This is a genomic window from Sanguibacter sp. TS_SC_8 (assembly GCF_055361235.1).
On the sequence record NZ_CM143955.1, the window covers coordinates 1,567,656 to 1,584,789 of the forward strand.

Consider the following 17,134-nt stretch of genomic DNA (forward strand, 5'->3'; position numbering starts at 1 on the left):
TAGTCTGTGGGGCGTGCACCTCAAGACACTCACCCTGCGCGGGTTCAAGTCGTTCGCCTCGGCGACGACGCTGCGCTTCGAGCCCGGGGTGACGTGCGTCGTGGGACCCAACGGCTCGGGGAAGTCGAACGTCGTCGACGCCCTGGCCTGGGTGATGGGGGAGCAGGGCGCCAAGACCCTGCGCGGGGGCAAGATGGAGGACGTCATCTTCGCCGGCACCTCCGGGCGCCCCCCGCTGGGCCGCGCCGAGGTGTCCCTGACCATCGACAACACCGACGGTGCGCTGCCGATCGAGTACGCCGAGGTGACGATCACCCGGACGCTGTTCCGCAACGGCGGCTCGGAGTACGCCATCAACGGCTCCTCGTGCCGCCTGCTCGACATCCAGGACCTCCTCTCCGACTCCGGCCTGGGCCGGGAGATGCACGTCATCGTCGGGCAGGGCCAGCTCGACGCCGTGCTGCGCGCCACCCCCGAGGAACGCCGCGGCTTCATCGAGGAGGCGGCCGGCGTCCTCAAGCACCGCAAGCGCAAGGACAAGGCGCTGCGCAAGCTCGAGGCGATGTCAGGCAACCTGGTGCGGCTGGGTGACCTCACGGCCGAGCTGCGCCGCCAGCTCGGACCGCTGGGCCGTCAGGCCGAGATGGCTCGCAAGGCCGCCGTCGTGGCAGCCGACCTGCGTGACGCCAAAGCTCGGCTGCTCGCCGACGACCTGGCCCAGCTCACCGCGACCCTCGAGCAGGAGGTCGCCGACGAGAGCGCCCTGCGGTCCCGGGCCGGCGAGGTGGAGACCACCCTCGCCCACCGCAGGAGCGAGCTGGACGCCGTCGAGGCGCAGATCACCACCGCCGGACCGGCTGTCGCCGAGGCCAACGCCACCTGGTATGCCCTGGGGTCGTTGCGTGACCGGCTGACCGGCACCCGGACCCTCGCCGCCGAGCGGCTGCGGCTGCTCTCCGGCGAGCCCACGACCCAGCTGGGCCCCGACCCGCGCGACCTCGACGCCCAGGCCGCCCGCGCCCGAGCCGCCGACGCCGAGCTCGCGGCCGAGGTCGCGGACCGGGCCGCCCGGCTCGCTGACCTCTCCGCCGCTCGGTCCGGTGCCGAGGCAGCCACCGCGGCCACCGAGAAGGCGCTGACCCTCGCCGCGCGCGGGGTCGCTGACCAGCGCGAAGACCTCGCCCGGCTCGCTGGTCGGGTAGCCGCCAAGCGGTCGACCGCCGCGGCGACCGAGGCCGAGATCGGCCGGCTGCGCGCCTCCCTCGACGCCGCCCGCGCACGGGGCGAGCAGGCCCGTGGAGCGTTCGGCGACCTGGAGTCGCAGGTCGCTGGGGCGGTCCAGGGCGAGGAGGACCTCGACGCGGACCACGAACAGGCCGTCGTCGCCCTGCACGCCGCCTCCGCGACGCTGCGTGAGGTGCTCGGGGACCGTGAGGCGGCCGAGCGGGACCGCGCGACCTGGATCGCCCGCGCCGAGACCCTCGAGCTGAGTCTGACCCGCAAGGACGGTGCCGGGGCGCTGCTCGCCGCGGACACCCTGACCGGCACCATCGGCTCCATGGCCGCCCTGCTGAGCATCGAGCCCGGCTACGCCGACGCGATCGCCGCGGCCCTCGGCCCGCACGCCGACGCGGTCGCCGTGGACTCCACCGAGGCCGCCGCGGACGCCATCCGGATGCTGCGCACCGACGACGCCGGACGGGCGAGCCTGGTCATCTCCGGCGCGATCGTCGGCGGCGTGGGCACACCCACCAGCGGGGCGGCGGTCGGCGAGCCCGCTGCGCTGCCCGACGGCGCGGTGTGGGCCGCGGCCCTCGTCCGCCCGGCCGACTCGATCCGTGCGGCGGTGCACCGTCTGCTCACCGGGGTCGTCGTCGTCGACGGCCTCGCGGCCGCGCAGCGGCTCGTCGGTGATCGCCCCGAGCTCACCGCGGTCACGCGCACCGGCGACGTGCTGGGCGCGCACCGCGCCTGGGGCGGATCGGCCGCCGCACCGAGCGTCCTGCACCTGCAGGCGGCCCTCGACGAAGCCCGCGCGGCGCAGGTCGACGCCGAAGGTCGGCTGGCCCGTGCCCACGACTCCCGCGCGGAGGCCGTGGAGGCTGAGGGCGCCGCACGCCGGTGGCACGACACCACCCTGGCCCGGCTCAACGAGTCCGACGCCGCTCTCGCCGCCGTCGCCGAGCAGCTCGGTGCGCTGGGCGCGACGACCCGCGCGGCCCACGAGGAGTCCGTGCGGATCCAGGATCGTCTCGATGCCGCCGAGCGGGCCCTCGCCCAGGAGCGTGACGGGCTCGCCGAGCTCACCGCCCGGCTCGAGGTGGCCCAGGCCGCACCGGAGCAGTCCGAGGAGGTGGTCGCCCAGCGGACGGCCGACCGGGACCGGGCGAACGAGCACGCCACCCGCGCTCGGGCGGCGGAGACGGAGGCGCGGCTGGCGTTGCGCACGAGCGAGGAACGGGCCAGGGCGGTCTCCGGCCGCGCGCAGGGTCTCGAGCGGGCCGCGGCGAACGAACGGGCGGTGCGCGAGCGCGCCGCCCAGCGCGAGCACCGCCGGCTGCGCCAGACCGCTCGGGCGGAGGCCGTGCGCGAGGGCGCGGACACCACCCTGGCTCACCTCGAGCGCTCGATCGCTCAGGCCGCCGCGCGCCGGGACGAGGCCGAGGCGGCGCGCGTGGCCCGGGAGGAGCAGCGCACCTCGCTGCGGGCCGCCGTCGACGCCCTGATGGCCGACCTGCGCGGCCTCACCGACGTCGCGCACCGCGACGAGGTGGCCCGCGCGCAGCGCCAGCTCCGGATCGAGACGCTCGAGGCGCGTGCCGTCGACGAGCTCGGCCTCGACCCGGTGACCCTCGTCGAGGAGTTCGGCCCGCACCGCCCGGTCCCGGTCCTTGAGGGCCCCGCCGGCGCTGACGACCCCGCCGGCGCTGACGACCCCGCCGGCGCTGACGACCCCGCCGGCGCTGACGACCCCGCCGGCGCTGACGACCCCGCTCACCCCGCAGAGCCAGCCGGCCGGGCCTACGTCCGCGTCGAGCAGGAGAAGCGACTGCGGACCGCGGAACGGGCGATGGCCGCCCTCGGCAGGGTCAACCCCCTCGCCCTGGAGGAGTTCGCTGCCCTCGAGGAGCGCCACAAGTTCCTCACCGACCAGCTGAGCGACCTCAAGCGCTCGCGTGCTGACCTCATGGAGCTCGTCCGCGAGATCGACGAGCGCGTCGAGCAGGTGTTCAGCGAGGCCTACCGGGACACCGAGGCGCAGTTCGCCCAGGTGTTCCCCCGGCTGTTCCCCGGAGGTGAGGGCCAGCTGGTGCTCACCGACCCCGCGAACATGCTCACGACCGGCATCGAGATCGAGGCGCGGCCGGCCGGCAAGAAGGTCAAGCGGCTCTCCCTGCTCTCCGGCGGGGAGCGGTCGCTGACCGCCATCGCGCTGCTCGTCTCGATCTTCAAGGCGCGCCCCAGCCCCTTCTACGTCATGGACGAGGTCGAGGCGGCGCTCGACGACACGAACCTGGGACGGCTGCTCGACCTCTTCGTCGAGCTGCAGCGCGACAGCCAGCTGATCGTCATCACCCACCAGAAGCGCACCATGGAGATCGCCGACGCGCTCTACGGCGTGACGATGCGCGGGGACGGCGTGACGACGGTGATCAGCCAGCGACTGCGGGAACCGACCGAGGTGTGAACCTGCCGGGTCTCTCCCCGTCACGCCTCTCGTGCGCCCTGTCCAACCCGCTGCCCGGCCCGACCTGCCCAGCCCGTGGAGATTGGGTGCGGATGGGACGTGGACCTCGCGCATCCGCCTCCTCGACGCGGCTCCCGGCCCCGCGGCGTGCTACCACTGGGGCATGGTCGAGATGTATGTGTGGTTGGTGGTTGCGGTCGTCGTCGCTGTGGGGGTCCTGCTCTTCGCCGGGATCGTCTCTCCGGGAGACCCGTCCGACCGCACCGACGAATCCGCCCCGAGATCGGCGTGGACGTCGCTGTGGTGGGACTTCCGCTCCGGCGCGTCGACCCTGCGCGCCCGGATCAGGCGGCTGCGGCACGGTGACGCGCCCGGGTCGGAGACCGACGACGGCCCCCAGCGGGTCTCCGTGCTCGCCGGGCAGCGCCCCACCCAGGTCCGGTGGACCGCTCGGCGGCCGGGGAGCGCAGGCCGCGGCGCGGCGGGGCCGACCGACCGGGAGCTGCTCGACCAGGAGTTGCTCGACCAGGAGCCGCACGCATCGGAGTCCAACACGTCGTTCGAGGACTTCTTCGAGGCGACCGCGACCTCCGAGCCTGCCTACCTCGACTCTGCGCAGCTGAGCGACGCCCTGCACCTGCACCTGCGCCGCTGACGGACCCCTCGCCAGCTCTCCATGGTGCGGGAGTGCGCCCTCTCCTGAGAGACTTCAGGCGTGAATGATCTGCTGCCGCTCTGGATAACACTCGCCGTCCTCACCCTCCTGGGGCTGGGACTCCTGGGATTCTCGTCCTCGAAGCGGCGAAAGTCGCCGCCGCCGACGATCACGACCGGTGACCCGGCGGGTCCTGCCGGGACCACCATCACCACCCCCGGGGCACCGACCAACCTCACCGACGCGTCCGCGCCGGGTGACCTGTCCGGTGGTGCCGGGGGCGCGCCGTCGGGCATCCTGGGCGACACCCGTGACGACACCCTCGTCGCCGTCCCGGAGATCGAGGTCCCCGAGGCACCGGCCGGGCGCCTCTCCCGGCTGCGGGACCGCCTGGCGCGGTCCGGGTCCCCGCTGGGAGCCAAGCTGCTCGCCGTCCTCTCCCGCGACCACCTGAGCGAGGACGACTGGGACGAGCTCGAGGAGACGCTGCTGCTCGCCGACATCGGCGCCGGCCCCGCGGCCGAGCTCATCGACGCGCTGCGCACCCAGGTCCGGGTGCAGGGCGTCAAGGACCCCGCGGGCGTGCGCGCCATGCTGCGGGCCGAGCTCGTCCGGCTCGTCGACCCCACCCTCGACCGCAGCCTGAACACCGCTCCCACGACGAACGCGGCGGGGGAGAAGGTCCCCGCCGTCCTGCTCGTCGTCGGCGTCAACGGCACCGGCAAGACGACGACCGTCGGCAAGCTCACGCGGGTCCTGGTGGCGGAGGGCAACGAGGTCATCCTCGGCGCGGCCGACACCTTCCGGGCGGCGGCCGCTGACCAGCTCACGACCTGGGGCGCCCGCGTGGGCGTGGAGACCGTCCGCTCCTTCAAGGACGGAGCCGACCCCGCAGCGGTCGCCTTCGACGCGGTCCGGACCGGGCGCCAGCGCGGCGTCGACGTCGTCCTCGTCGACACCGCCGGCCGCCTGCAGAACAAGGCGGGACTGATGGACGAGCTCGGCAAGATCAGCCGGGTCATCACCAAGGAGGCGCCGTTGTCGGAGGTCCTCCTCGTGCTCGACGCCACGACCGGGCAGAACGGCCTCAACCAGGCCCGGGTCTTCGCCGAGGTCGCCGGCGTCACCGGGATTGTGCTGACCAAGCTCGACGGGACCGCCAAGGGCGGCATCGTCGTCGCGGTCCAGCGTGAGCTCGGCGTCCCGGTCAAGCTCGTGGGCCTGGGTGAGGGCCCAGACGACCTCGCGCCCTTCGTCGCGGAGGACTTCGTCGACGGGCTGCTGCAGGGCTGACAGCGGCTGACAGCGGCTGACCAGCCCCGCGTAACACAACGTTTACCTGCAGGGCCATCTCGTCACCGGACCGAAACGTGCACGCACGACCGCCGAAACCCCGCTCGATCAGAGTTGTCTACGACCGGCCGCCGGCTGGGATGGGAGATGATCCGATGGAATGGGATACCGGGGCTACTGCGTGGATGCTGATCTCAGCGTCTCTCGTGCTCCTCATGACACCTGGCCTGGCCTTTTTCTACGGCGGCATGGTCCGCGCCAAGTCAGTGCTCAACATGATGATGATGTCGTTCGGCGCGATGGGCGTCATCGGCGTGGTCTACGTCCTGTGGGGCTGGTCGATGTCCTACGGGAGTGATGTCGGTGGAATCATCGGCAACCCCTTCGACCAGTTCGGCCTCTCAGGGACGATCTTCGACGATGCCGGTGAGGCAGTCGTGAGCACCCTGGGCAACTACCCGCAGGTCGTCGACGTCGCCTTCCAGGTGACGTTCGCGATCATCACGACCGCGCTGATCAGCGGAGCGATCGCGGACCGCGTCAAGTACGGCAGCTGGATGGTCTTCACCGCGATCTGGGTGACGCTGTCCTACTTCCCGCTGGCGCACATGGTCTGGGGCGGTGGCCTCCTCTCCGCCTCACCCGACGGCCTCGCGGCCAAGATCTTCGGCACCACCGACGGCGTGGCCACGGTCGCCCCGATCGACTTCGCCGGTGGCACGGTCGTCCACATCAACGCCGGTGTCGCGGGCCTCGTGCTCGTGCTCATCATCGGCGCACGCAAGGGCTTCCGCAAGGAGCCCATGCGTCCCCACAACCTTCCGTTCGTCATGCTCGGCGCGGCCCTGCTGTGGTTCGGATGGTTCGGCTTCAACGCCGGCTCCGCCTTCGGAGCCAACGAGACGGCCGGCCTGGCCTGGGTCAACACGACCACCGCGGCCTGCGCGGCCATCCTGGGCTGGCTGGTCACGGAGAAGATCCGCGACGGGCACGCCACCTCCCTCGGTGCCGCGTCCGGTGTCGTGGCCGGTCTGGTCGCCATCACCCCGGCTGCCGGGACCCTCAGCCCGATCGGCGCGCTGATCCTCGGTGCGGTCGCCGGTGTCCTGTGCGCCCTGGCCGTCGGACTCAAGTACAAGTTCGGCTACGACGACTCCCTCGACGTCGTCGGGGTCCACCTCGTCGGTGGCCTCGTCGGGACGGTCGGTGTCGGATTCCTCGCCACCGAGACCGGCCTCTTCTATGGTGGAGGCTTCGACCAGCTGGTCATCCAGATCCTCATCGCCGTCGTCGCGATCGTCTTCTCCGGCGTGGTCACCCTGGTGATCGGGCTGGGCATCAAGAGCACGCTCGGATGGCGGGTCAGCGAGGACGCCGAGGTCGGCGGGATCGACCTCGCGGTCCACGGTGAAGGTGCATACGAGACCATCGGCGGCGGCCGGGTCATTACGGAGGTCAAGTCATGAAGCTCGTCACCGGAATCATCCAGCCCCACCGGCTGGACGACGTGAAGTCGGCCCTGGAGGCGGCGGGAGTGCGCGGCATGACCGTCAGCGAAGCCAGCGGCTACGGCCGTCAGAAGGGTCACACCGAGGTCTACCGCGGCGCCGAGTACACGGTCGACCTCGTGCCCAAGGTCCGCATCGAGGTCCTCGTGGAAGACGACGACGCAGCCGTGGTCACCGGGGTGATCGTGCAGGCCGCCCAGACCGGCAAGATCGGTGACGGCAAGGTCTGGACCGTCTCGGTCGACGACGTCGCCCGAGTCCGGACCGGCGAGCACGGCGCCGCGGCCCTCTAGGGCAGCACTGCCCATGTCAGACCAGCCACAGCCTCACCAGCGTGGCGAGCGCGAGTCGCAGGCCCCGTACCCGTCCGCGGTACGGGGCCTGCGGTCCCAGGTGCTCGACCTCGCGGGCCGCCTCAGCGGTCCCGGACCCCACGGGCACGTCGCACCCGAGCAGGGGCGCTCCCGGCGCGAGGCCCTGGTCGACCTCGTAGTCGCCCAGCTCGCGGGTCTCTGGGAGGAGGCCACCGCCGGCGCGGACACCTCCGGGATCGCCCTCGCCGCGGTCGGCAGCCTGGGCCGCGGCGACCTGGGCCCCACGAGCGACCTCGACCTCGTGCTCATCCACGACGGGCGCACCCATTCGGGCGACCAGCTCCAGGCCCTCGCCCAGAAGCTGTGGTACCCCATCTGGGACGCCGGCCTCGACCTCGACCACTCCGTACGATCCCTCGCCCAGTGCCGGCAGGTCGCCTCCAAGGACCTGCCTGCCGCGATCGGCATGCTCGACGTGCGACCGATCGCCGGGGACGTCGTCGTCGCCCACCGCGCGACGTCCGCGGTCCTCAGCGACTGGCGCGCGGCCTCGCGACGCCGGCTCCCGGAGCTGCTGTCCTCCACGAAGGCTCGCGCGACCCGGCACGGAGAGCTGGCCTACCTCATCGAACCGGACCTCAAGGAGGCCCGCGGCGGCATCCGCGACGCGGTCATCCTCACGGCGCTGGCCGCCACCTGGCTCACCGACCGCCCGCACGGCGCCGTCGACCGCGCCTACGCGCACCTGCTCGACGCCCGCGACGCGCTCCAGCTGACCACCCGCCGGCACACCAACCGGCTGGGCCTGGCCGACCTCGACGAGGTCGCCGCGCTGTGCGGCTACCCCGACCCGGACGACTTCCTCGCGAGCCTCGCCGAGGCCGGCCGGGAGATCTCCTACGGCCTGGACACGACCGTGCGCCGGGCCCGACAGGCGCTCCAACGACCGCTCATCACCCGCCCGCTGATGATCCGCGGACGCCGCGCCGCACCCCGCCTGCGCTCGGTCGGTGACGGTCTCGTCGAGCACGACGGCGAGCTGGTGCTGGCGATCGCGGCCAACCCGGAGAGCGACCCGCTCCTGGCGCTGCGTGCGGCGGCGACCGCGGCCCGCACCGGCCTGACCATCTCCCCGGTCTCGGTGTCCAGCCTCGCGCAGTGCCCCCCGCTGCCCGTGCCGTGGCCCCGTGCGGCGCGCTCGGCGCTGCTCACGGTGCTCGGTTCAGGGGTGTCCCAGATCCCGGTGTGGGAGGCCCTCGACCTCGCCGGCGTGGTGACGACCTGGATCCCGGAGTGGGCCGGGGTGCGCAACCGCCCCCAGCGCGCCGCAGCGCACCGCCACACCGTCGACCGGCACCTCATCGAGGTGGTCTCCCGGGCCCGGAACTGGCACAAGAGCGTCGAGCTCACCGACGTCCTGCTGCTCTCGGCCTTCCTGCACGACATCGGCAAGCGCGCCGGGGCCGTCGACCACTCGGTCACCGGCGCCGAGCTCGTCCCGGTGATCCTGAGCCGGATGGGCTTCGAGCAGCACGTCGTCGACGACGTGACCCGTATGGTCGCCCACCACCTGACCCTGTCCCGCCTCGCCGTCAGCCACGATCCCGACGACCCGGCGACCCTCGCCGAGCTGCTCGACGCCGTCGACCACCGGCCTGAGCTGCTGGAGGTGCTGCGGGCGCTCACCGAGGCGGACGGCTCCTCGCTCGGGTCGAGCACGTGGACGACCTGGCGGGCGAGCCTCGTGGACGAGCTGTTCCGGCGGGGGATCGCCGAGCTCGGCCGGGCGCCGGGCACAGGGCTGAGCACGGGCGAGCCACGATGAGCCGCTGCACCCGGTAGTCTGGGCGCTTCACGTCTAGACACGCGGCACACGCCCCTCGAGGGCGCACCCGCGTGACATCACGAGCGAACGGTGAGGATTGCAACGGTGTTCGCCACTCTGTCGGATCGTCTGACATCGACCTTCAAGAACCTGCGGACCAAGGGACGCCTGTCCGAGGCCGACATCGACGCGACCGTGCGGGAGATCCGCCGGGCCCTGCTCGATGCCGACGTCGCAGTCTCCGTGGTCCGTGAGTTCACCGGGACGGTACGGGAGCGCGCGCTCTCCTCCGAGGTCTCAGGCGCGCTCAACCCCGCCCAGCAGGTCGTCAAGATCGTCAACGAGGAGCTCGTCGCGATCCTCGGCGGCGAGAGCCGCGGCCTGAACCTGGCGAAGAACCCGCCGAGCGTGATCATGCTCGCCGGCCTGCAGGGCGCCGGCAAGACGACGCTCGCCGGAAAGCTCGCGCTGTACCTGCGCGAGCAGGGCCACACGCCGCTGCTCGTCGCCGCCGACCTGCAGCGCCCCAACGCCGTCACCCAGCTCAAGGTCGTGGGGGAGCGGGCCGGCGTGCCGGTCTACGCACCCAGCCCCGGCAACCAGGGCGCCGAGGGCCAGTCCGGCGTCTCGGCCGGGGACCCCGTCGCCGTCGCCCGCGCCGGCGTCGAGACCGCCAGGTCGCGTCAGCACGACATCGTCATCATCGACACCGCCGGACGGCTCGGCGTCGATGCCGAGCTCATGGCGCAGGCCGCGGACATCCGCGACGCGACGAGCCCGGACGAGATCCTCTTCGTCATCGACGCGATGATCGGTCAGGACGCGGTCGCGACCGCGCAGGCCTTCGCCGAGGGTGTGAACTTCACCGGCGTCGTGCTCTCCAAGCTCGACGGCGACGCCCGCGGTGGTGCGGCGCTGTCCGTGGCCCGGGTCACCGGCCGCCCGATCCTCTTCGCCTCGACCGGTGAGAAGCTCACCGACTTCGAGGCCTTCCACCCCGACCGGATGGCCTCCCGCATCCTCGACATGGGTGACGTGCTCACCCTCATCGAGCAGGCCGAGAAGGCGTTCGACGCCGACCAGGCCCAGGTCATGGCCGACAAGATGGCCTCGGGCAAGGACTTCACCCTCGCCGACTTCCTCGTCCAGATGCAGCAGATGCGCAACATGGGCTCGATGAAGAAGATGCTCGGCATGCTCCCGGGCATGGGGCAGATGCGTGAGGCGCTCGACAACTTCGACGAGCGTGAGGTCGACCGCGTCGAGGCGATCATCCGGTCCATGACGCCGGCCGAGCGGGAGACGCCCAAGATCATCAACGGCTCCCGACGCGCCCGTATCGCCAAGGGCTCCGGGGTCACCACGACCGAGGTCAACCAGCTGCTCGACCGTTTTGTCGGCGCGCAGAAGATGATGCGTCAGATGAGCCGGGGCGGGGGCATGGCCATGCCGGGCATGGGGAACCTGCCGGGCATGGGCGGCAAGAAGGCCCGCGGCCGCCAGCAGGTCCCGGCCCAGCGCGGGAAGAAGAGCAAGTCCGGGAACCCGGCCAAGCGCGCCGCCGAGCAGCGGGCTGCGATCGAGGCACCGCCCGCCGCACCCGGGTCGTCCTTCGGGGTGGGCCGGCCGGCCGAGTCGCAAGCACCGCTCGAGCTGCCACCCGGGCTGGAGAAGTTCCTCGGTCGATGACCGAGGGACCATCACCGGAAGGACACCGTGAGCCAGCAGCCGGTTCTCCACATCCACGGCCACATCACCCTCGGGGACGGTCGCGAGCTCGGTGACGTCTGGGTCGAGGACGGCGTCGTCGTGCTCACCCGGCCGTCCGGGCTCAGCGCCGAGACGGTGCACCTCGAGGGCTTCGCCGTCCCGGGCCTCGTCGACGTCCACGCCCACGTCGGGCTGGGGCCGACCGGTGCGGTCAGCGCCGAGGAGGCACGTGAGCAGGCGGTCACCGACCGCGACAGCGGGGTGCTCCTGGTGCGCGACGCCGGCTCCCCGAGCGACACCCGGTGGATGGAGGAGCACGACGACCTCCCCCGGATCCTGCGCTGCGGTCAGCACCTCGCGCGTCCCAGACGGTACCTGCGCGGGTTCGGTCGGGAGCTGGAATCCCCTGACGAGCTGGCGGGGGCCGTCGCGGAGGAGGCAGCGGCCGGTGACGGCTGGGTCAAGATCGTCGCCGACTGGATCGACCGCGACCGTGGTGACCTGACGCCGCTGTGGTCGACCGCCCAGCTGACCGACGCCGTCGCGGCCGCCCGTGCCGAGGCCGCCCGGGTCACCGCCCACACCTTCTCCACGGAGGCGATCGACGGCCTCCTCGCGGCGGGCGTCGACTGCCTCGAGCACGGGACCGGGCTCACCGACACCCAGATCGACGAGGTGGTGCGCCGCGGCGTCGCGGTCACCCCGACGTTGCTGCAGGTGGGCAGGTTCGACGCGATCGCCGCCCAGGCGCTGGCGAAGTTCCCCACCTACGCGGCGCGGATGCGACGGATGCACCGCCGTCGCTACCGGCACGTGGCTGCCCTGCACGAGGCCGGGGTCCGGCTGCTGGTCGGCACGGACGCCGGCGGGACGATCCGGCACGGGCAGATCGCGGCCGAGTGCGCAGAGCTCGTGGCCGCGGGCATCCCGGCCCGGGAGGTGGTCGCCGCCGCGAGCTGGCGGACCCGGGCGTACCTGGGGTTCGGGGAGCTTGTCGACGGGTCCTCCGCCGACCTCGTCGTCTACGCGGCGGACCCGCGGGCCAACATCGCAGTGCTGCGGTCCCCGCTCGCGGTGATCCTCCGCGGTCGCCTCGTCAGCCAGCAGTGACGCTGCCCTGACGGGCCGCCCTGGGGGACCAGACCTGGCCAGTTGGATCCCGCGGCGATCTCTGGCAGAATGACCCCCTGTACTCGGCTTGTTCGGCCCCTCTCACCGTTCAGAGCCCTGTCCTGGACCGAAGCGCATCCTGGCCCCACCGGGAAGCAGCAACGTCCGCCCATTCATCAGAACCAGGAGAGACCACCACTGTGGCCACCAAGATTCGTCTGAAGCGTCTCGGCAAGATCCGCGCTCCGTACTACCGCATCGTCGTCGCTGACTCACGCACCAAGCGTGACGGCCGCGCGATCGAGGAGATCGGCAAGTACCACCCGACCGAAGAGCCGTCGTTCATCGAGATCGACTCCGAGCGTGCGCAGTACTGGCTCAGCGTCGGCGCACAGCCGACCGAGCAGGTCGCTGTGCTCCTCAAGATCACCGGTGACTGGCAGAAGTTCAAGGGCCTGCCGGGCGCCGAGGGCACCCTGCGGACCAAGGAGCGCCCGACCGCCGAGGCCGTCGCCGAGGCTGTCGCCGCTGCCGCGTCCGACGCCGAGAAGGTCAAGGCGAAGGCCTCCGAGGCGAAGGCTGCCGCTGCTGCGTCCGCCGCCGCCGACGCCGCGCCTGCCGCTGAGGCCGACGCTCCCGCGGAGGAGCAGGTCTGATGTTGGCCGACGCTCTCGAGCACCTGGTGCGCGGCATCGTGGACAACCCCGATGACGTGCAAGTGAACGCCAAGGCCCTGCGCCGTGGCGAGCTCCTCGAGGTCCGGGTTCATCCCGAAGACCTCGGCCGGGTGATCGGCCGAGGGGGTCGTACCGCGCGAGCGCTACGAACCGTCGTCGGCGCGCTTGCTGGGGACAACTCAGTTCGCGTAGACGTCGTTGACGTGGACCGTCGCTGAGGCCTTCGGGCTGACGCGACACCGATGACCGAGGCCCGGCCGCCGTGAGGCAGCCGGGCCTCGATCTGTCTGCACCCGCAGCCGTCCCGCTGCGCCCCGCACCGCCCCCGTATCACCCCGCACGGATCGCTCAAGGAGTCGTAATGGAACTGACCGTCGCCAAGATCGGTCGCGCGCACGGCCTGCGTGGAGAGGTCGCACTCGATCTCCGGACCGACGACCCGGAGCTGCGGTTCGCCGTCGGGCAGGTGCTGCGGGCGGTCCCCGCCGAGTCCGGGCCGTTCACGGTCGTGGCCAACCGGATCCAGAACGGGCGCTGGCACGTGACCTTCGCCGAGCTCAACGACCGGACCGAAGCCGAGAACGCTCGCGGGATCGAGCTCGTCATCGACGCCGACGCCTCCGAGGAGGAGGACGCCTGGTACCCCCACGAGCTCACCGGGCTGCGTGCCGAGCTGACGGACGGGACGGTGGTGGGGACGATCATCGGACTCGAGCACCTGCCCTCCGACGACATGCTCGTCCTGCGCGAGACCGACGGGACCCGGACCCTGGTGCCGTTCATCCGGCACATGGTCCCGGTCGTCGACGTCCCCGGTGGCAAGGTCGTGCTCGACCCGCCCGGAGGACTGCTGGCCCGGGACAAGGCCAACCTCGACGTCGCGCTCCCAGAGGGCACCGAGGACGCTGAGGGCACTGAGGGCACCGAAGAGGCCGACGCCGCCGACGGTGACCGCTAGATGCGCATCGACGTCATCTCCATCTTCCCGGACTACCTTGCACCGCTGAGCCTCTCGCTGGTCGGCAAGGCGGCCCAGTCCGGGCTGCTCGATCTTGCCGTCCACGACCTGAGGAGCTGGACCACCGACCGTCATCGCACCGTCGACGACACCCCGTTCGGGGGCGGGGCCGGGATGGTCATGCGCCCGGACGTGTGGGGCGCCGCGCTCGACGAGGTCCTGCAGCCCGGTGGGACGCTCATCGTGCCGACCCCCTCGGGGGAGACGTTCACCCAGCGGGTCGCCGAGTCGCTCGTCACCGAGCCCCAGCTGGTCTTCGCGTGCGGGCGCTACGAGGGCATCGACGCCCGCGTCGCTGAGCGCCACCGCCGCGAGGGCGGGACCGTGCGGGAGATGTCGATCGGGGACTACGTCCTCAACGGCGGGGAGGTCGCCTCGCTGGTCATGATCGAGGCTGTCGCCCGGCTGCTGCCCGGGGTGATCGGGAACCCGGCCTCGCTCGTGGAGGAGTCGCACGGCGAGGCGGGACTGCTCGAGTACCCCGTGTACACCAAGCCGCCGTCCTGGGCGGAGCTCGACGTCCCTGACGTGCTGCTCAGCGGTCACCACGCGAAGATCGTGCGCTGGCGCCGCGACCGGGCGATCGAGCGGACCATCGACCGTCGACCCGACATGATCGCCGCTCTCGACCCCGCTGCCCTCGACAAGGCCGACCTGGCGCTGCTCGCCGGACACGGCTGGTTCCCCGGCGCCGACGGCGCGCTCCGGCGGCCCTGAGGCTCGTCGAGGACCTCGGGGTGTGGCAGAATGACTCCTTGGTGTGTGCTGGACCGGACTCTGCCACAGGGGCGTCCACCTCAGCACGATCCACCCTCATCTGCTGAATCGGCTGCGCTCCTGCGCAGCCCACAACACGTTCCTGACCTGTGGCAGGGCGGGGAGAACACATGAAAACGCTTGACAGCGTCGACGCAGCATCGCTGCGCACCGACATCCCGGCCTTCCGCGCCGGCGACACCGTGAAGGTCAACGTCAAGGTCGTCGAGGGCACCCGCTCTCGCGTCCAGGCGTTCCAGGGCGTCGTCATCTCCCGCCACGGCGGCGGCGTGGGCGAGACGTTCAGCGTCCGCAAGATCAGCTTCGGTGTCGGTGTGGAGCGCAAGTTCCCCATCAACGTCCCCTCGATCGAGTCCGTCGAGGTCATCAGCCGCGGTGACGTCCGTCGCGCGAAGCTGTACTACCTGCGCAAGCTCCGTGGCAAGAAGGCCAAGATCAAGGAGAAGCGCGAGCCCGCGAAGTGATGTGGCGCCCGCCCACCGGTGACGGTGGTGCGGGCCTGCTGAGCTGCGCCGAGCGCGTCTACTGACGCGCAGGTCAGGCCGAGCACGATCTGCGACGGGCGGTCACCTCCACGGTGGCCGCCCGTCGTCGTCCCGGGGATCGCAGCGAAGGACACGAGTGGCGACTGCGGTCGATGAGGCGACTGCGTTGGATGAGGCGACTGCGTTCGATGAACAGGGCCGGGAGGTGGCACAGTATGCGGGTGACATCAGACGAACAGACAGGCGAGCGGCACGCGGCGACGAAGCCGAAGCGAGGCTCTTTCCTGCGGGAGGTGCTCATCATCCTGGTCAGTGCGCTCGTGCTGTCCTGGATCATCAAGTCGTTCTTCGTCCAGGCCTTCTTCATCCCGAGCGGGTCCATGGAAGACACCCTCGTCAAGGGTGACCGCATCCTCGTCTCCAAGATGGTCCCCGGTGTGTTCGATGTCCACCGCGGCGACGTCGTGGTGTTCAAGGACCCCGGGACCTGGCTGCAGGGGACACCCGTCCCCGACCGTACCCCGTTCCAGCAGGGCGTGACCGACGGGTTGACGTTCATCGGCCTGCTGCCCCAGGACGCCGGAGAGCACCTGGTGAAGAGGGTGATCGGGGTGGGTGGCGACCACGTGAGGTGCTGCGACTCCCAGGGGCGGGTGAGCGTCAACGATCAGCCGATCGACGAGCCCTACCTCAAGCCCGGGTCCGCGCCGTCGGTCGTCGAGTTCGATCAGATCGTTCCGGACGACTTCCTCTGGGTGATGGGCGACAACCGCGCCCACTCGAGCGACTCCCGGTACAACGGCGGGAGCCCCGGCGGCGGGTTCGTGCCTCTCGACAACGTCGTGGGGACGGCCTTCGTCAAGGTCTGGCCGATGAGCAGCCTCGGGTGGCTCAGCAACCCCGGGGAGACCTTCGAGGACGTCCCAGAGCCGTGACCAAGCACGCCACGACGCCCCCGGCCGACCTCGTCCACGAGAGCCGGCTGCTCGGTGCGGGTGCTCGGCTGGTCGCCGGGATGGACGAGGTGGGTCGCGGGGCGCTGGCCGGCCCGGTGAGCGTCGGTGTGTGCGTGGTCGACTCCGGGACGGGCCCCTGCCCGGTCGGGCTGACCGACTCCAAGATGCTCACCGCCCGGGCCCGGACCGAGTACCTGCCCCTCATCGACGGCTGGGCGCTCGCCTGCGCGGTCGGGTCCGCGTCGTCGGCGGAGATCGACGCGGTGGGGATCATCCGTGCGCTGCGCCTCGCGGGCCAGCGCGCGCTGGTCGAGGTGGCGCTGGTCGTCGGGCCGGTCGACGTCGTCCTGCTGGACGGCTCCCACGACTGGCTCACCGAGCCGGAACCGGACCTGCTGAGCCTCCTGGAGGACCCCGAGCTCCCGGCGCCGGAGGGCTACCGCGCCCCCGCGGTGCACACCCGCGTCAAGGCCGACCTCAGCTGCGCCTCGGTCGCGGCGGCGAGCGTCGTGGCCAAGTGCCGACGAGACGCAGAGATGACGACGCTGGCCACGGTGCACCCCGAGTACGGCTGGGTGGGCAACAAGGGCTACGGTTCCTCCCAGCACGTCGCTGCTCTGACCAGCCGCGGCCCCAGCCCGCTGCACCGGCTGAGCTGGAACCTGCCCGGCGTGGTCGGTGCCGACCCGCAGGGCGTCGATGGTCCATGATGGTCCAGTGAGCGCTGAGGACCTAGAGAACTACGAGACCGACATGGAGCTCGCGCTGTACCGCGAGTACCGCGATGTGGTGCGGCTGTTCGCCTACGTGGTGGAGACCGAGCGACGGTTCTACCTCGCGAACAACGTCGACCTGCAGGTGCGGTCCGCGGCGGGCGAGGTGTACTTCGAGCTGAGACTGAGCGACGCGTGGGTCTGGGACGTGTACCGCTCGAAGCGGTTCGTGAAGTCCGTGCGCGTGGTGACCTTCAAGGACGTGAACGTCGAGGAGCTGGTCCAGGCAGAGCTCGAGCTCTGAACAGTCCGCCCACAGGCCAGGCCAGGGACGAGGGCGTCCACCGCGGTCGCGCCCCGCCCGTGACCTGACCGCCGCCGCGACGCACAGTGGGCGTCGGAGGT

Annotated in this window: 16 protein-coding genes; all 16 read left to right on the forward strand. The window is 71.7% G+C overall.

Annotated features, from left to right (window positions below; genetic code table 11):
- Nucleotides 1–13: 13 nt before the first annotated feature.
- The 16 genes from smc (at nt 14) to ACWA15_RS07180 (ending at nt 17,033) form a co-directional block, all read left to right on the forward strand.
- Nucleotides 14–3,688, forward strand: coding sequence for a chromosome segregation protein SMC (gene smc / locus ACWA15_RS07105; protein WP_464058839.1), 3,675 nt, complete (start codon nt 14–16; stop codon nt 3,686–3,688).
- 163 nt (nt 3,689–3,851) lie between these two features.
- On the forward strand, nt 3,852–4,343 hold the full coding sequence (locus tag ACWA15_RS07110) for a hypothetical protein (protein ID WP_464058840.1): 492 nt from the start codon (nt 3,852–3,854) through the stop codon (nt 4,341–4,343).
- A gap of 60 nt (nt 4,344–4,403) precedes the next feature.
- A complete protein-coding gene (gene ftsY, locus ACWA15_RS07115; RefSeq protein ID WP_464058841.1) occupies nt 4,404–5,636 on the forward strand; it encodes a signal recognition particle-docking protein FtsY in 1,233 nt (410 codons plus the stop codon).
- A 155-nt stretch (nt 5,637–5,791) separates the two neighbouring features.
- Nucleotides 5,792–7,102: an ammonium transporter gene (locus ACWA15_RS07120; RefSeq protein ID WP_464058842.1), complete on the forward strand. Its 1,311-nt coding sequence runs from the start codon at nt 5,792–5,794 to the stop codon at nt 7,100–7,102.
- Complete coding sequence (locus tag ACWA15_RS07125; protein ID WP_093183045.1) at nt 7,099–7,437, forward strand: P-II family nitrogen regulator; 339 nt, start codon at nt 7,099–7,101, stop codon at nt 7,435–7,437. The genes ACWA15_RS07120 and ACWA15_RS07125 overlap by 4 nt, the downstream gene beginning before the upstream one ends.
- Before the next feature lie 13 nt (nt 7,438–7,450).
- Entirely contained in the window at nt 7,451–9,283 is a 1,833-nt protein-coding gene (locus tag ACWA15_RS07130) for a [protein-PII] uridylyltransferase (RefSeq protein WP_464058844.1), read from the forward strand.
- A gap of 105 nt (nt 9,284–9,388) precedes the next feature.
- Nucleotides 9,389–10,972, forward strand: a complete 1,584-nt coding sequence (gene ffh, locus ACWA15_RS07135) for a signal recognition particle protein (protein WP_464058845.1) — start codon at nt 9,389–9,391, stop codon at nt 10,970–10,972.
- A gap of 27 nt (nt 10,973–10,999) precedes the next feature.
- Entirely contained in the window at nt 11,000–12,103 is a 1,104-nt protein-coding gene (locus tag ACWA15_RS07140) for an amidohydrolase family protein (protein WP_464058847.1), read from the forward strand.
- A 200-nt stretch (nt 12,104–12,303) separates the two neighbouring features.
- On the forward strand, nt 12,304–12,759 hold the full coding sequence (rpsP, locus tag ACWA15_RS07145) for a 30S ribosomal protein S16 (protein WP_464058848.1): 456 nt from the start codon (nt 12,304–12,306) through the stop codon (nt 12,757–12,759).
- Complete coding sequence (locus ACWA15_RS07150; RefSeq protein ID WP_093183052.1) at nt 12,759–12,998, forward strand: RNA-binding protein; 240 nt, start codon at nt 12,759–12,761, stop codon at nt 12,996–12,998. The genes rpsP and ACWA15_RS07150 overlap by 1 nt, the downstream gene beginning before the upstream one ends.
- 143 nt (nt 12,999–13,141) lie before the next feature.
- Nucleotides 13,142–13,738 carry a ribosome maturation factor RimM gene (rimM, locus tag ACWA15_RS07155; RefSeq protein ID WP_464058849.1) on the forward strand — a complete coding sequence of 199 codons (597 nt, stop codon included), beginning with the start codon at nt 13,142–13,144 and terminating at the stop codon, nt 13,736–13,738.
- Nucleotides 13,739–14,515 (forward strand): tRNA (guanosine(37)-N1)-methyltransferase TrmD, encoded by a 777-nt coding sequence (trmD, locus tag ACWA15_RS07160; protein ID WP_464058850.1) that lies wholly within the window; start codon nt 13,739–13,741, stop codon nt 14,513–14,515.
- A gap of 170 nt (nt 14,516–14,685) precedes the next feature.
- Nucleotides 14,686–15,039: a 50S ribosomal protein L19 gene (gene rplS, locus ACWA15_RS07165; RefSeq protein ID WP_464058852.1), complete on the forward strand. Its 354-nt coding sequence runs from the start codon at nt 14,686–14,688 to the stop codon at nt 15,037–15,039.
- Between the two features lie 242 nt (nt 15,040–15,281).
- Nucleotides 15,282–15,995, forward strand: coding sequence for a signal peptidase I (lepB, locus tag ACWA15_RS07170; RefSeq protein WP_464058854.1), 714 nt, complete (start codon nt 15,282–15,284; stop codon nt 15,993–15,995).
- Nucleotides 15,992–16,726, forward strand: coding sequence for a ribonuclease HII (locus tag ACWA15_RS07175; RefSeq protein WP_464058855.1), 735 nt, complete (start codon nt 15,992–15,994; stop codon nt 16,724–16,726). Before lepB ends, ACWA15_RS07175 begins: the two co-directional genes overlap by 4 nt.
- A 7-nt stretch (nt 16,727–16,733) precedes the next feature.
- Entirely contained in the window at nt 16,734–17,033 is a 300-nt protein-coding gene (locus tag ACWA15_RS07180) for a DUF2469 domain-containing protein (protein ID WP_464058856.1), read from the forward strand.
- Nucleotides 17,034–17,134 lie beyond the last annotated feature (101 nt).

Bases quoted from the DNA above. Each gene is read 5' to 3' on its own strand.
- ACWA15_RS07110 (WP_464058840.1), top strand. From the start codon at position 3,852: ATGGTCGAGATGTATGTGTGGTTGGTGGTTGCGGTCGTCGTCGCTGTG.
- ACWA15_RS07120 (WP_464058842.1), top strand. From the start codon at position 5,792: ATGGAATGGGATACCGGGGCTACTGCGTGGATGCTGATCTCAGCGTCT.
- ACWA15_RS07125 (WP_093183045.1), top strand. From the start codon at position 7,099: ATGAAGCTCGTCACCGGAATCATCCAGCCCCACCGGCTGGACGACGTG.
- ACWA15_RS07130 (WP_464058844.1), top strand. From the start codon at position 7,451: ATGTCAGACCAGCCACAGCCTCACCAGCGTGGCGAGCGCGAGTCGCAG.
- ACWA15_RS07150 (WP_093183052.1), top strand. From the start codon at position 12,759: ATGTTGGCCGACGCTCTCGAGCACCTGGTGCGCGGCATCGTGGACAAC.
- rimM (WP_464058849.1), top strand. From the start codon at position 13,142: ATGGAACTGACCGTCGCCAAGATCGGTCGCGCGCACGGCCTGCGTGGA.
- trmD (WP_464058850.1), top strand. From the start codon at position 13,739: ATGCGCATCGACGTCATCTCCATCTTCCCGGACTACCTTGCACCGCTG.
- rplS (WP_464058852.1), top strand. From the start codon at position 14,686: ATGAAAACGCTTGACAGCGTCGACGCAGCATCGCTGCGCACCGACATC.